This window comes from Anabaena sp. FACHB-1237 (assembly GCF_014696225.1).
In the GTDB taxonomy this organism is placed as follows: domain Bacteria; phylum Cyanobacteriota; class Cyanobacteriia; order Cyanobacteriales; family Nostocaceae; genus FACHB-1237.
The window spans coordinates 1-13616 of the sequence record NZ_JACJPV010000031.1 but is presented as its reverse complement, the minus strand read 5'-3'; the positions used below and the strand labels follow the sequence as shown (position 1 = coordinate 13616).

General features: G+C 35.7%; 11 protein-coding genes and 3 pseudogenes. 7 read left to right on the top strand and 7 right to left on the bottom strand.

What is annotated here, in order from left to right; genetic code table 11:
* Positions 1 to 9: 9 nt before the first annotated feature.
* Positions 10 to 684, top strand: coding sequence for a rhomboid family intramembrane serine protease (locus tag H6F32_RS14760; RefSeq protein WP_190370075.1), 675 nt, complete (start codon positions 10 to 12; stop codon positions 682 to 684).
* 247 nt (positions 685 to 931) lie between these two features.
* Here the strand turns inward: H6F32_RS14760 and H6F32_RS14755 are convergent, their stop codons facing one another.
* The 4 genes from H6F32_RS14755 to H6F32_RS14740 all read right to left on the bottom strand — a co-directional run bounded on the left by H6F32_RS14755 (position 932) and on the right by H6F32_RS14740 (position 3355).
* Positions 932 to 1561, bottom strand: coding sequence for an HAD-IA family hydrolase (locus H6F32_RS14755; RefSeq protein WP_190370074.1), 630 nt, complete (start codon positions 1559 to 1561; stop codon positions 932 to 934).
* A complete protein-coding gene (gene queG / locus H6F32_RS14750) occupies positions 1536 to 2507 on the bottom strand; it encodes a tRNA epoxyqueuosine(34) reductase QueG (protein WP_190370073.1) in 972 nt (323 codons plus the stop codon). Before queG ends, H6F32_RS14755 begins: the two co-directional genes overlap by 26 nt.
* Before the next feature lie 108 nt (positions 2508 to 2615).
* Complete coding sequence (locus tag H6F32_RS14745; protein ID WP_190370072.1) at positions 2616 to 2951, bottom strand: XisI protein; 336 nt, start codon at positions 2949 to 2951, stop codon at positions 2616 to 2618.
* The gene (locus H6F32_RS14740) at positions 2939 to 3355 is read right to left on the bottom strand and encodes a XisH family protein (protein ID WP_190370071.1); all 417 of its coding nucleotides are present in this window, start codon (positions 3353 to 3355) and stop codon (positions 2939 to 2941) included. Before H6F32_RS14740 ends, H6F32_RS14745 begins: the two co-directional genes overlap by 13 nt.
* Positions 3356 to 3984: 629 nt before the next feature.
* Here H6F32_RS14740 and H6F32_RS14735 point away from each other — a divergent pair.
* Both H6F32_RS14735 and H6F32_RS14730 read left to right on the top strand, forming a co-directional pair.
* Entirely contained in the window at positions 3985 to 5178 is a 1194-nt protein-coding gene (locus H6F32_RS14735) for a Coenzyme F420 hydrogenase/dehydrogenase, beta subunit C-terminal domain (protein ID WP_190370070.1), read from the top strand.
* A gap of 82 nt (positions 5179 to 5260) precedes the next feature.
* Entirely contained in the window at positions 5261 to 5638 is a 378-nt protein-coding gene (locus H6F32_RS14730; protein ID WP_190370069.1) for a GxxExxY protein, read from the top strand.
* A 133-nt stretch (positions 5639 to 5771) separates the two neighbouring features.
* On the opposite strand, the gene H6F32_RS14725 is transcribed toward H6F32_RS14730, so the two are convergent.
* A complete protein-coding gene (locus H6F32_RS14725; RefSeq protein WP_190370068.1) occupies positions 5772 to 7001 on the bottom strand; it encodes a methionine gamma-lyase family protein in 1230 nt (409 codons plus the stop codon).
* Between the two features lie 84 nt (positions 7002 to 7085).
* On the opposite strand from H6F32_RS14725, the gene H6F32_RS14720 reads away from it, so the two are divergent.
* The 3 genes from H6F32_RS14720 (at position 7086) to H6F32_RS14710 (ending at position 10447) form a co-directional block, all read left to right on the top strand.
* Entirely contained in the window at positions 7086 to 7904 is an 819-nt protein-coding gene (locus tag H6F32_RS14720; protein ID WP_190370067.1) for an acyl-CoA desaturase, read from the top strand.
* Between the two features lie 317 nt (positions 7905 to 8221).
* A complete protein-coding gene (locus H6F32_RS14715) occupies positions 8222 to 9280 on the top strand; it encodes a fatty acid desaturase (RefSeq protein ID WP_190370066.1) in 1059 nt (352 codons plus the stop codon).
* A gap of 90 nt (positions 9281 to 9370) precedes the next feature.
* The gene (locus H6F32_RS14710; protein ID WP_190370065.1) at positions 9371 to 10447 is read left to right on the top strand and encodes a fatty acid desaturase; all 1077 of its coding nucleotides are present in this window, start codon (positions 9371 to 9373) and stop codon (positions 10445 to 10447) included.
* A 311-nt stretch (positions 10448 to 10758) separates the two neighbouring features.
* Here H6F32_RS14710 and H6F32_RS14705 read toward each other — a convergent pair.
* Positions 10759 to 12368 (bottom strand): annotated as a pseudogene (locus H6F32_RS14705) (IS1634 family transposase).
* A 204-nt stretch (positions 12369 to 12572) separates the two neighbouring features.
* Positions 12573 to 12704: pseudogene (locus H6F32_RS14700) on the bottom strand (transposase); the annotation flags it as partial.
* A 77-nt stretch (positions 12705 to 12781) separates the two neighbouring features.
* Between H6F32_RS14700 and H6F32_RS14695 the strand changes: the two are divergent.
* Positions 12782 to 12997, top strand: a pseudogene (locus H6F32_RS14695) (IS4 family transposase); the annotation flags it as partial.
* Between the last annotated feature and the right edge of the window lie 619 nt (positions 12998 to 13616).

The window sequence follows — 13616 nt, the reverse complement described above, 5'->3', positions numbered from 1 at the left end:
CTAACATTTGTGTTTCCCCTCTATGATGAAAACCCTACTCGCATCACTCCCTATATTACCTACGGGTTAATAGGAATTAATATTGTGGTATTTGTGCATGAAATTAGTTTATCTAACTTACAATTAGAGCAATTTTTTCAATTATATGCAGTAGTACCACAACAATTAACCACTAATTTACCAAGAGAATGGACGACGTTATTTACATCACAATTTCTTCATGGCGGATGGTGGCATTTAATTTCTAATATGGTCTATCTTTGGGTATTTGGTAATAATATCGAAGATAGATTAGGACATTTTAAATATCTGCTATTTTACCTCCTTTGTGGAGTATTAGCAGCTTTATGTCAATGGTCTATTGCCATCAATTCTGTAATTCCTTCTTTGGGTGCTAGTGGGGCAATTTCTGGGGTATTAGGAGCTTATTTAATTTGGTTTCCCCGTGCAAAAATTACCACTTTAATCTTTTTAGGATTTTTTATCACTACTATTAATGTTCCTGCGATGGTAATGATTGGAATTTTTGTGATTCAAAATCTCATTGCAGGTTTTGCCAGTTTGCAAACTGCGGCTAATATGACTGTGGAAACTGGGGGAGTTGCTTATTGGGCGCATTTAGGAGGTTTTATTTTTGGTATTATTCTTGCTCCTATTTTTCGTTTATTTGCAGATGATAGATGAAAGTGTGTGGAGTGCGGGGGAGGAGGTTCTTTATTCTGACTCCGCACTCTTCGACATTAGCCAGGGAATAAATTCCCTGTGTAAAAGCTCAATTCCTTTAAAACCGACTAATTATAAGCTATTACGCAGCTAAATCCAATAATCCTGATATTGTTAAGTTCTGTGGTGCAGGCATCTTGCCTGCTAAAGTTATACAAATTAAATGCACAACAGCTTACTACTTACTAATTCGCAACTCTGCATCCAACTAACTAATTACCTCTAATAATTCACTAGGATGATGAATTAAAAAATTTGGTTTTTGATCAGCTAATGCTGCGGCTGAATTAAACCCCCAAGTCACTGCAATTACTTGAATATTAGATTTTTTAGCTGCTTCTATATCTCTGGTTTCATCTCCTACATAAATTACTGTTTCTGGTTTGAGTTGTTTTTGTCGCAATACATTATTAATAATTGTAGTTTTACCAAAAATAGTTACTCCTGAATAAATAAAATCAAATAAATAATTTAAATTATGACATTGCAAAAATGCGATGACATTCTCTTGAGAATTAGAGGTAATAATTCCTAAGCGATAATTACGTTTATACAATTGCATTAATGCTTGCTCAATTCCCTCTATCGGATGTAATTCGGTAATGTGAGCTTTTAATTCTCCTTTCACTTTTTTCACAAGGAACGGCATTTTAAACAACGAAACACCAGAATATTTGATAATTTCTCTAGCGGTTAAGTTTCTTAATAAGGCCAGTTCTTGAGCATTAATGGGAATATAACCAAATTCTAAGGCTAAACGATTGGCAATAGTTACAAGAGCATCTAGTGTATCAGCAATCGTCCCATCAAAATCAAAAATTATTACTTTTTGGGTCATTATTTTGTCTGGATGCGTCAAGGTTAGCGCGAGCATTACGTCTGAACATTTCTGGTTTAATCCTTCTTAAAGCAGATGCTGTAAATTGTTGATCCCACTCCTGATTTGATATTTGCGCTAATTCTACCAGATGAGGAGATAAATTCCCAGGATAAGGTTGAAAATCCTCTATATCAGTTACTTTAGCAAATCTTTGATTCCAAGGACAAACATCTTGACAAATATCACATCCTGCTACCCAACCTTGCAAATTTTGGGCGATCGCTGGCGGTAATTTTTCATCTCTATTCTCTATGGTATGATAGGCAATACATTTATTTGCATCTACTACATAAGGTTTGATAATGGCATGAGTTGGACAAGCATCTAAACACCTTGTACAAGTACCACAGTGTTGTGTTGCTGGGCGATCGCTGTCTAATTCTATATTAATTAATATCTCTCCTAAAAACACCCATGAACCATAATCTCTAGTAATCAAATTACCATTTTTAGCGATCCAACCAATACCCGCTTTTTCTGCCCATACTTTATCTTGCACTGGTCCAGTATCAACATAATACCGAACTTGAATATTTTGATCTAATGATTGCAACCAACTGGCCAACATTTTTAATTTTTTACCCATTACTTTATGATAATCCCTACCCCAAGCATAGCGGGAGATTTTACCATGTTTTGGATTTAAGGAATGTGCATGATCGGTATAATAATTTAATGCTACACAGATGAGCGATCGCGCATCCGGCATAACTAACTTAATATTCTCACGAGCAGGGTTTTTCATCCAAGCCATTTGAGAGTGAAAACCTGCATCTAACCAAGATTGTAAACGGTTTTGTGCCTGATGATCTTCACCTATTGTAGTAATACCCACGCGATGAAAACCCAACTCCTGAGCTTTTTGCTTCACTGCTATACTGTTAATTGATGTAGGTTTATTCATATTATGGATGAGATTATCATACGAAAATTTTTATCTTCAGATCCCGGACTTTTTAAAGAAGTTCAGGATCTTATAGTTTACATTTAAAGCTGAACTAAGATATTTTAATCAAGAAACAGCATATTCAGAATATTGTCTAAGTGAAGGATAATGAAAACCAATCAGAATTTCTTGTTTAGAAATTCCCATTTCTTCTAATTCTTCGCCAACATCAATATCTGTATTATTTTCCTGAATCCAAACTTTACCATCTTTGATATCAAAATGAAATATACAGGAATGAACTCGCCGTTTTTTATCCCAACCAGTTCGCAGTAAAAGGTAATGATCATTTTCACCATCAAATATCAATTGAGTTTCCATATTTTGATTCTGTGAACCATAACTAGCGTATTGTGTAAGAAATTTTCGCAAACATTGACGATAGTAATTTAGTTTATCCATAAATTGATTACTCCTGTTATTTCATCATAAACGATTATTTTAATAGGATAGTTTTCTAAGACTTTTTGGATCAAAATTTCTCTAAATAATGACTCATAAGTTGAATCAGGAACTGCTAAATATAATATCCTATCTGGTTCGTTTTCCTGGAGAGCAATTTTGTAGGAAAGATATTGTCCCAAAGCACCATAAAAATCTGTAATTTTTGAAGCTCTGAGGAAAATTTTAACTTCAACTGCAATTTTTTGGTTATCTTTCTCAGCACCAATAAGTTGTTCAGCACCTAAGTCAATCTGAATATTCAAATTGCCCATGCTTAAGTATAGAGGATCATGAGAGATATTCCAACCGTCTTGAGTAAGAGCATCTTTCACCAAATCATGGAAAATATCTTTTCTGGACATTTGTTAACTTTTGTTAAGTTGTCTATGGTTAATAGCTGCAAGATTATTAATAGGTGAAGTATCGCTGACAATAATCATTATTCTACCCATTTCCTGCAAGTTCTTGATATCTTGTTCAAAATCTGGGATTTGATGACTTGCGAGTATGAGGATGATTTAAAAAACGCAACAGATAGAATTTTAAAATTAGGACTTACGTGAAATCTTCAGTAATTTAACTAAATATTGCCAGATTGTTGTATATTTTATATGGTATGCTCTACTAAATAAAAGATTTTAATTTATTTATTTTATTAAAGACAAACCCCCTAAAAATATCGCATCTAGGGGGCTGTACTTGAAAACTAATTAATTTCTTTACGCCAGGGTCGTAACTCGGTCAAACGAGACATAGGACGTTCTGGAGTCCACATCATCAAACATAACAAAAATTATAAACCACATTCCGCACCCTGAACTGGCACACATCAAAAAAGCCTAGCAAGTAGTACATAGAAACTAAATTTTACTATTTTATACTCTCCGCGTCTCTGGGTGAGCGAATCCTCTTATTCAACCTTAAACACCCACTTCACAACCTGTAAAGGTATCTTAATAAAAGCCATATTTAGCAAAAATCAACAAAATCAATGACATCCATAGAATCCCACAAAAAAGCCAAAGCCCTCAAACCCGGAAGCAAACGCCCCGCCAAAGAACTCTGTAGCGAATGTGGACTATGTGACACCTACTACATCCACTACGTAAAAGAAGCCTGCGCTTTTATTACCCAAAGAATAGACGAACTAGAAACCAGCACCCATAACCGCCCCCGCAACATAGAAAACGAAAACGAACTCTATTTTGGTGTACATCAAGAAATGATGGCCGCCCGCAAAACACAACCCATAGAAGGCGCACAATGGACAGGAATAGTCAGCACCCTAGCCATAGAAATGCTCAATCGCGGACTAGTAGAAGGCGTTGTATGTGTCCAAAACTCCAAAGAAGATCGCTTTCAACCAGTACCCATCATTGCCCGTACACCCGCAGAAATACTAGCAGCTAAAGTAAATAAACCCACATTATCCCCCAATCTATCCGTATTAGAACAGATAGAAAAATCAGGAATGAAACGGTTATTAGTGATCGGAGTAGGTTGTCAAATCCAAGCATTACGGGCAGTTGAGAAAAAACTCGGTTTAGAAAAACTCTATGTACTGGGAACACCCTGCGTAGACAATGTTACCCGCTCTGGACTGCAAAAATTCCTAGAAACCACCAGCAGATCCCCGCAAACAGTGGTAAGTTACGAATTTATGCAAGACTTCCGAGTACACTTCAAACACGAAGACGGATCAGAAGAAACAGTACCCTTCTTTGGTTTAAAAACCAATGTGCTTAAAGATGTTTTTGCCCCATCTTGTATGAGTTGCTTTGATTACGTTAACTCCCTTGCTGATTTAGTAGTGGGTTATATGGGCGCACCCTACCCCTGGCAATGGATAGTAGTGAGAAATGATACAGGTAAAGAAATGTTAGAACTGGTGAAAGATCAACTACAAACCCAGCCAGTTATGTCCCAAGGCGATCGCAAAGCTGCGGTACAACAAGGTATAGAAGCCTACGATAAAGCCGTCACTTTACCGATGTGGGTAGCCAAATTGATGGGAGTAGTCATAGATAAAATTGGACCTAGAGGCTTAGAATATGCCAAATTTTCCATAGATTCCCACTTTACAAGAAACTACTTATATGTTAAGCGAAATTATGCTGAGAAATTAGCAGCGCACGTACCAGAATTTGCCAAGCAGATAGTAGCGCAGTATAAATTACCGGAATAAGAAAAGTTTCGCGCAAAGACGCAGAGGAGCAAAGACGCAGAGTTAAGAATTAAGATACAAAGGTAAGAAAAAGGAGGTTGAGATGACAGAGAATGAAATAGCAACTCAGGTTGTTGATGCTGCATATAAGATTCATACTAGATTAGGACCTGGGTTATTTGAATCTGTGTATGAGACTGTTTTGGCTTATGAGTTAGAGAGTAGAGGTTTAGAGGTAGCAAGACAACAAGCAATACCTGTAGTTTATGAGAATATTCATTTAGATGAAGGGTTTCGGGCAGATATGATAGTTGAAAATAAGGTCATTATTGAACTCAAATCACTAGAAACCCTGCATCCCGTCCACAAAAAACAGCTAATTACTTATGTTACTCTTGCTAATAAACGCCTTGGTCTACTCATCAACTTTGGTGAAGTCCTCATTAAAAACGGTATTACACGAATAGCCAACAAACTTTAAACGCATCCTTTGCGCCTTTGCTCCTTAGCGACTTTGCGCGAAACGCATCCTTCGCGCCTTTGCTCCTTAGCGACTTTGCGCGAAACCCTTCCTTCGCGCCTTCGCTCCTTAGCGACTTTGCGCGAAACCCTTCCTATATTTCCCCCACAGCATCAATAGCCGCCTGTAACGCAATAGATACATGAGTCCAATGTGTACCTCCCTGGCAATACACAATATAAGGCTCTCTTAATGGCCCATCTGCTGATAATTCCAAGGTACTTCCTTCGATAAATGTACCTCCAGCCATCACTACCTGGCTTTCATATCCTGGCATTTGGTCAGGTACAGGGTCTAAATATGAACCAATGGGTGAATTTTGTTGAATCGCTTTACAAAATGCTATCAGCTTTTTGGCTGAACCTAGTTTAATGGCTTGAATTACATCCCCTCTTGGCGCTAGGGGTGCAGGATTGACGGAATAACCTAGTTTATCAAATACGTATCCGGTTAAATATGTCCCTTTCATCGCTTCTCCAACTATTTGCGGTGCTAAAAATAGTCCCTGGAATAATAGCCGATTTTGATCGAAGGTTGCACCACCAGCACTCCCTATTCCTGGAGCGGTAAGTCTACAAGCGGCTGCTTCTACTAAGTCAGCGCGTCCAGCTATGTAACCACCTGCTGTAACGAGTGTACCCCCAGGATTTTTAATTAATGATCCCGCTATCAAGTCAGCACCAATATGAGTAGGTTCTTGCGTTTCGATAAATTCTCCATAGCAGTTATCTACAAAGCATATGGTGTTAGGATTTTGCTGTTTGACAACGTGAACAATATTTTTTATGTCAGCTATGGATAAACTTGGCCGCCAAGAATATCCGCAGGATCTTTGAATTAAAACTAGTTTGGTATTTTCTGTTATGCTATTGTTTAAAGTTGGCCAATCTATTTTTCCCTCTGGGGTTAATTCTAATTGGCGGTATTTTATGCCAAAATCAATTAGGGAGCCTTGGCCTTGTCCTCTCAAGCCAATCACTTCTTCTAATGTATCGTAGGGAGATCCCGCTACTGCTAACATTTCATCCCCAGGACGCAATACTCCATATAATGCACAAGCGATCGCATGAGTTCCTGAAACTATCTGTACTCTCACTATCGCTGCTTCTGCACCCATGACTTGAGCAAATACTTGATCTAATACCTCTCTGCCTAAATCATCGTGTCCATAACCGCTTACTCCAGCAAAATGGTGTGCGCCCACTCGATGATCACGAAAGGCATCTAGCACTCTTTTTAGGTTATGCTTAACCTGGGTGTCCATTACGGAAAAAATCTCTATTAATGCCTGTTCTGCTACTCGCAGCATTTCTACGCTGTTCATTGTTTCCTCACTAAACAAAATAATAAATATGCGGATTTATGCATCTCGCAGATTGGGCTTGACAACTCATATCAAGGTTACTGCATGACAACGGCTACTTCCACTAAACCTCAAATTAACTGGGTTAATACCCTATTCTTCATCGCTTTACACATCGGCGCTTTATTGGCCTTCGTTCCTGGTAATTTTAGCTGGAAAGCGGTTGCTGTGGCTTTATTTCTTTACTGGGTTAGCGGTGGTTTAGGTATTACTCTCGGTTTTCATCGTCTGGTTACTCACCGTAGTTTTCAAACCCCTAAGTGGTTAGAATATTTTTTAGTATTATGTGGTACTCTGGCTTGTCAGGGTGGACCAATTGAATGGGTGGGTACACACCGAATACACCATTTACATTCTGATACTCAGGAAGATCCCCATGATTCTAACAAAGGTTTTTGGTGGAGTCATATCGGTTGGTTAATTTATCATTCTCCGTCACATTCTCAAGTTCCTCGGTTTACAAAAGACATTTCCGAAGACCCAGTTTACCAGTTTTTACAAAAATATTTTATTCTCATTCAAGTCGCTTTGGGAATAGCTTTATTACTTTTGGGCGGTTGGTCCTTCGTAGTTTGGGGTATTTTTGTTCGCATCGTTTGGGTTTATCATTGTACTTGGTTGGTAAATAGCGCTACACACCAGTTTGGCTATCAAAGTTATGATTCTGGAGACAAGTCCACTAATTGCTGGTGGGTTGCTTTGTTAGTATTTGGAGAAGGTTGGCATAATAATCACCATGCTTTTCAGTATTCTGCCCGTCATGGTTTAGAATGGTGGGAAATTGATATGACTTGGATGACTATTCAATTACTGCAATTACTAGGTCTAGCTACAAATATCAAGCTGGCAGAGAAAAAAGCATAAGTCATAATTTATACTTAAAGTCAATAGTTTTGGATGCTACATTGGAGTGCGAAACTATTGGCTTTTTGTGTGCTTTCAGCTATCAGCAATAAAGGGTTTTGTTTGTGTAGATGCGGTTTCTAACCGCCCATTAACTCCAGCAGTTAAAATATAAAATTTCCGAAAAATTTCTGAAAAATTTTTATTTTTTAATTGCTATGTTAAGTGACTCTTATGTTGCTATAATCTCAGAAATTAATGTTACAAAACTTCGCAACAAACTCAGGAACGAGAAGTTTCACGGGTTTGTAACTTAGCTTGTTGTTTTTCAGGTATTCATGACTACATCCATTATCAAAAACCAGGAAACTTTCGTTTTTAACAACATTCCCAAAAACGAAATTAAACTAAAACATATTATCAAGAGTATTCCCAAGGAATGTTTCCAAAAAGATAGCCGTAAAGCCTGGACTAGTGTAATTCTTAGTCTATCTATGGCAGCATTAGGTTATTATTTTCTAGCAGTTTCTCCCTGGTTTCTTCTACCCATAGCATGGATTTTCACCGGAACGGCGTTAACTGGATTTTTTGTTATTGGCCATGACTGTGGACATCGTTCTTTTTCTGATCGTAAGTGGGTAAATGACTTAGTTGGTCATTTTTTCATGATGTTTTTAATATATCCTTTTCACAGTTGGAGAATTAAACATAATCATCATCATAAACATACTAATAAACTTGATGAAGATAATGCTTGGCATCCTATAAGAACAGAAGTTTTTGCTAGTTGGGATAAACCTAGACAGTCCGCTTTTGAATTGTTTATGAAAAAGAAACTGTGGTGGGTAGGTTCTATTGGCCATTGGGCGGTTATTCATTTTAATTTGAATAATTTCCATAAAAAAGACCATAAAAGCGTTAAATTATCCATTGCGGTAGTTGTAGCTTTTGCGGCTATTGTGTTCCCAACTTTAATTATTACTACTGGGTTTTGGGGCTTTATTAAATTCTGGTTTATTCCCTGGATGGTTTACCATTTCTGGATGAGTACCTTTACTATTGTTCATCACACTATTGCTGATGTTCCTTTCCTTTCTGCTAATAAGTGGAATGAGGCTTTAGCCCAACTATTTGGTACTATTCATTGTGATTATCCACGTTGGGTAGAAGTTCTTTGTCACGATATTAATGTTCACGTTCCCCATCATATTTCCACCGCTATTCCTTCCTATAATTTGCGGTTAGCTTATGATAGTATCAAAGAGAATTGGGGTCCATATCTCCATGATGAATTAACATTTTCTTGGGATTTAATGAACAAAATTACTAACGAATGTCAACTTTATGAAACTGACATTGGTTATACAACTTTTGACAAATATTACGCCCAAAAATAACCAATTCTCTACAATTGTGGTACAGGCATCTTGCCTGTTAATATTTTCTCAATATCTGTAAATAGTTCACATTCAACAAGCTAAAATCCAGTGCAATTAGATTCAGTTAGACTCAACGTCAATTCTCAAACTACATCTTCACAAGAAGATAAACTGCCCTTTACTTTGCAAGATTTAAAAGCGGCTATTCCAGCAGAATGTTTTCAACCCAATGTGGCAAAATCTCTTTATTATTTCTTTCGTGATATTGCCATTATTGCTGGACTTTATGCGGTGGCCAATTATTTAGATTCTTGGTATTTTTGGCCAATTTTTTGGTTCTTGCAAGGTACAATGTTTTGGGCTTTATTTGTGGTTGGCCATGACTGTGGACATCAATCATTTTCTAAGCATAAATGGTTAAATGATTTAATTGGTCATCTTTCCCATACTCCCATTCTTGTACCCTATCATGGTTGGAGAATTAGCCATAGAACCCATCATAAAAATACTGGCAGTTTGGAAAATGATGAAAGTTGGTATCCTTTAAGTGAGTCTGCTTATCAAGAATTACCTTTTCTGCAAAAGTTAGTTAGGTATTATCTGTTTTTACCTCTAGCTTATCCTATTTACTTGTTTCAACGTACTCCTGGTAAAAGTGGTTCACATTTTTCTCCTAGTTGTGAGTTGTTTAAACCTAATGAAAAGTGGGATATTGTTACTAGCACTACCCTATGGATTGCTATGGTAGGTTTATTAGGTTTATTAACCTATCAATGGGGTGGAATGTGGTTATTAAAGAACTATGCAGTACCCTACATTGTGTTTGTAATTTGGCTAGATTTAGTAACCTATTTACATCACACAGAACAAGATTTACCTTGGTATCGTGGTGATAATTGGACTTTTTTAAAAGGTGCAATTTCTACTATTGATAGAGATTATGGCATTTTTAATCATATCCATCATGATATCGGTACTCATGTTGCCCATCATATCTTTTTGAATATGCCTCATTATAATTTATTAAAGGCAACTGAGGCGATTAAACCAATTTTAGGCGATTACTATCACAAGTCTGATGTTCCTATTTGGAAGGCTTTATTACATTCTTCTCAGGTTTGTCATTTTGTTCCAGATACAGGAAATAAGGTTTATTACACTTCCTATCAAGATGATGCCAAATAACCCCAGTTAAATATTAAGATAAATTAAGTCCGTAACTACGGGCTTTTTTTATCCCACATTCCGCACTTCAAAAAGTAGTATGATTTAACCCACATTCCGCACTTCATAAAGTAGCATAATTAAACTACATTAATGGTCAATTAAAACTTATGGTTTGAACAATTACGTATCAGTGGAAAACAAAATTATGAACACACAAAGTTGAGCTTTTATTTGTGTTTAAAAGCTGTTTAAACAATAATATTTAATTCAAGGTGTGCAATCAGTTATCAAAAAGATAACCAATGAAATCGTCAAACCAGAGAGAACAACTAAGATAATAAATAATATTTTTGGCAAGTAGCAGGTAGGAATTGCAAGATATGACAATGCGACTCCGTTAAATTAAGAATTCGTTGAAATCCTTGTGTCATTAAAAGATGAATCCCTTGAAAACATTGAAATATCCATCTTAATGTGGGAGATTCTGTGGGTTTATTCAATTGATTTTTAACTGTGGATTTTTGTGCTTTCAATGATATTCTTAATTGTCTTTGTCCTAAATTATAAACCAAAAGACATAATGCCATTAACATCATCATTGTCTCTACTCTTTGGGGATTTTTCACAAATAGACTATCCGTGAAAAATAATGGGTCTTTGATAAATCTAAATCCTCTTTCTGTAGATTGTTGTTCTTTATATATTTTGAGGATTTCTTCTGACTCTAACTCCTGTGTATCCAAAATATTGGTGGCTAAAATAAATCTGCCACAAGAGTTTTGCTGTTGTGTAATTAACTCCTGATTTTCTCTTAATTTACATTTCACTCTATAAACTGTTGTTTTTCCTTTATTGGTTTCAGTAATTCGAGGATCTGATATTTGATGATATTTTAATTTGGTTGTTATTTCTTTGACTTTTAATTCGGTCAAAGATTCATCTGTAAATTCTTCCTGTTCTAATTTCGCTATTTGTTTGTTAGTTTTTAATAACTCTTCTTGGATTTTTTTGTCTAGTTTATTTAAGTCTGCTTTTTTTCTTTCTGCACTTTCTACTAATAACCATCTTTGCTCTATTCCTCCATAAGATACTTTCTCTTCGAGATAGCTATAACCCTTTATTTTAGAGGCTTTCAGGTCTTTATTTATAAAGGCTTTTACTCTTATCTTGGCTTTTTTAATGGATAATGGTACTCGACTTATCCATTTCATGTTTGACATTAATTTTAAATTACTTTCGCTATATAATGCACTGTCAGCTACCATGATACTTTCAAAATCTATTTGTTGGGAATATTCTACTAAGATGTGAGCGAATACTGCTTTATCTGATTCGTTTCCTGATGCTCTTCTAAAAAATAATGGTATATCCCCATCACTACTTACTATTAAATCTAAGATACATTGTTTTAGGTCTGGGCGATGGTCACGAGAATATCCTTGTGTAATCATAATTGGATGGGATGTTCTCGATTTATTCCTAATTCTTTCTCTAGATTATTGAGGCAATTATCATATTTTCCATGTAAATGTAATCAGCTTGAGTCTAAATGGGAATATTTTGTGTCTATTCCATATTTTTTTACTACTTCTAAGGCGATTATTAGGAATAATTTAGTTAAGCCATATTTGTAGAGCTTATCCATTACTCTGCCTATTTTATCGTCATTTAAATCTTCTGCTTTTATCCCTGCTCCTATTAAATGTTCTACAGCTTTATCTTTAAAGAATTCTGAAAATAAATATAGTGGTCTTGATACAAAGCCTAGTCCATTGAGAATAATTGCTTTAACTACTTCTCCTGTGTTTACTTTCTCTGTGATATCTATTGAAAATATCTCGTTGATTTTTTCTACTATTCCTATTTCATCTATTATTCCTGCTATTATTCCTAAGTGATCTATGTTTTTGCTCTCCATTTCTTCTTTTTGGTAATTCATATTTCTTGGCATTTTTATTTAATTCAGTCTTATTCTCTCATTTTTTTCCCGAATTTATTATCAATGCCTTATGAATTTCTCTTTAGTAGTCAAATGTAAATTAACGTCTATATTTTTACTGTCTTAATTGCGTATTTATATTTAAGTCTTTATGCTGCTTATAATACTTGTATATGTACTACAATTTGAAGTGCGGAATGTGGGATAAAAAATCGCGTTTAGGACTTCCCACATATTGACTTCACGCTTGCGTCCTCCAGGTTTAGGCTCTGGAATCAGGTCGCTGATTAATTCATATTGGTCGCGGGTCAGGTTACTGGGGTATGCTTTACTCATACTACTCTCTCGGTTCTGTTTATTATCTATTCACAGCTTATACTGAGAGAGCTTTTTTACATCCTTTCCGACTTTTCAAACATCCTCTAAAACTAGATAGATTAATTACTAAAAATGTTAATGGTATTGGCATACAAATTTATGCAAGTCTCATCGCTTATCTAATTTTACAACTTGTATCAGTTCCTAAAGAATGGGGTAATAAAATGTTAGATAAATTCCGCTATCTTCAAGCTTGTATGTGTCAACAAATCAGTTATGTTCATTGGATGGAAGATGTCATGAGATGTTGACATTTTCACCCTTAATAGAACTACTATAACTGAATATGTAAACTTTTGTAATGACATTCAACATTTCTGCTTTTGATATGATATCAATGAGACGGTATTAGTCAAAAGTGTCTGTTAGACATATCGGAAAAAACGTAAAGTGAAGAATCCTTATAAGTGAAATATTTCTAAAAAGATTCTGAAAAATACGTATCTGATTTGAATTTGGGGTGTTGCTGAACTTAGCTATGAAATTGAGAAGTTCAAAATTTGCAACTTTGCTCGTAGCTCCTTGAGGTCTAACGCAATGAAAGTGCTTCACTTAACTTAGGTTGATACACGAAGCCAATATCACAAACCAACTCAGCAGTGCCAATTTAGTAGTGTATCTTATCTTTAAATATAGGTTAATCAATCCTCATGACAACCTTCACTTATAACCAGGACTTACGCAACTGGCACAGCGATCGCTAATTATTAGTATATGTGTACTGCAATAATGAAGATGTTATGGAATCAGACTGATTGAGAATTGTTAATAGTAATAGATTAAATAAATGACGGGTATTAATTTTATGAGAGAATGATGATAGGGTACATTAAGAAATTAATTAACGATGAAATTTACTAAACTTAATTA

What these genes read in the sequence shown, in the direction of transcription:
- H6F32_RS14755 (WP_190370074.1), bottom strand. Translation starts at nt 1,561, where the DNA reads ATGACCCAAAAAGTAATAATTTTTGATTTTGATGGGACGATTGCTGAT.
- queG (WP_190370073.1), bottom strand. Translation starts at nt 2,507, where the DNA reads ATGAATAAACCTACATCAATTAACAGTATAGCAGTGAAGCAAAAAGCT.
- H6F32_RS14745 (WP_190370072.1), bottom strand. Translation starts at nt 2,951, where the DNA reads ATGGATAAACTAAATTACTATCGTCAATGTTTGCGAAAATTTCTTACA.
- H6F32_RS14740 (WP_190370071.1), bottom strand. Translation starts at nt 3,355, where the DNA reads ATGTCCAGAAAAGATATTTTCCATGATTTGGTGAAAGATGCTCTTACT.
- H6F32_RS14735 (WP_190370070.1), top strand. Translation starts at nt 3,985, where the DNA reads ATGACATCCATAGAATCCCACAAAAAAGCCAAAGCCCTCAAACCCGGA.
- H6F32_RS14730 (WP_190370069.1), top strand. Translation starts at nt 5,261, where the DNA reads ATGACAGAGAATGAAATAGCAACTCAGGTTGTTGATGCTGCATATAAG.
- H6F32_RS14725 (WP_190370068.1), bottom strand. Translation starts at nt 7,001, where the DNA reads ATGAACAGCGTAGAAATGCTGCGAGTAGCAGAACAGGCATTAATAGAG.
- H6F32_RS14720 (WP_190370067.1), top strand. Translation starts at nt 7,086, where the DNA reads ATGACAACGGCTACTTCCACTAAACCTCAAATTAACTGGGTTAATACC.
- H6F32_RS14715 (WP_190370066.1), top strand. Translation starts at nt 8,222, where the DNA reads ATGACTACATCCATTATCAAAAACCAGGAAACTTTCGTTTTTAACAAC.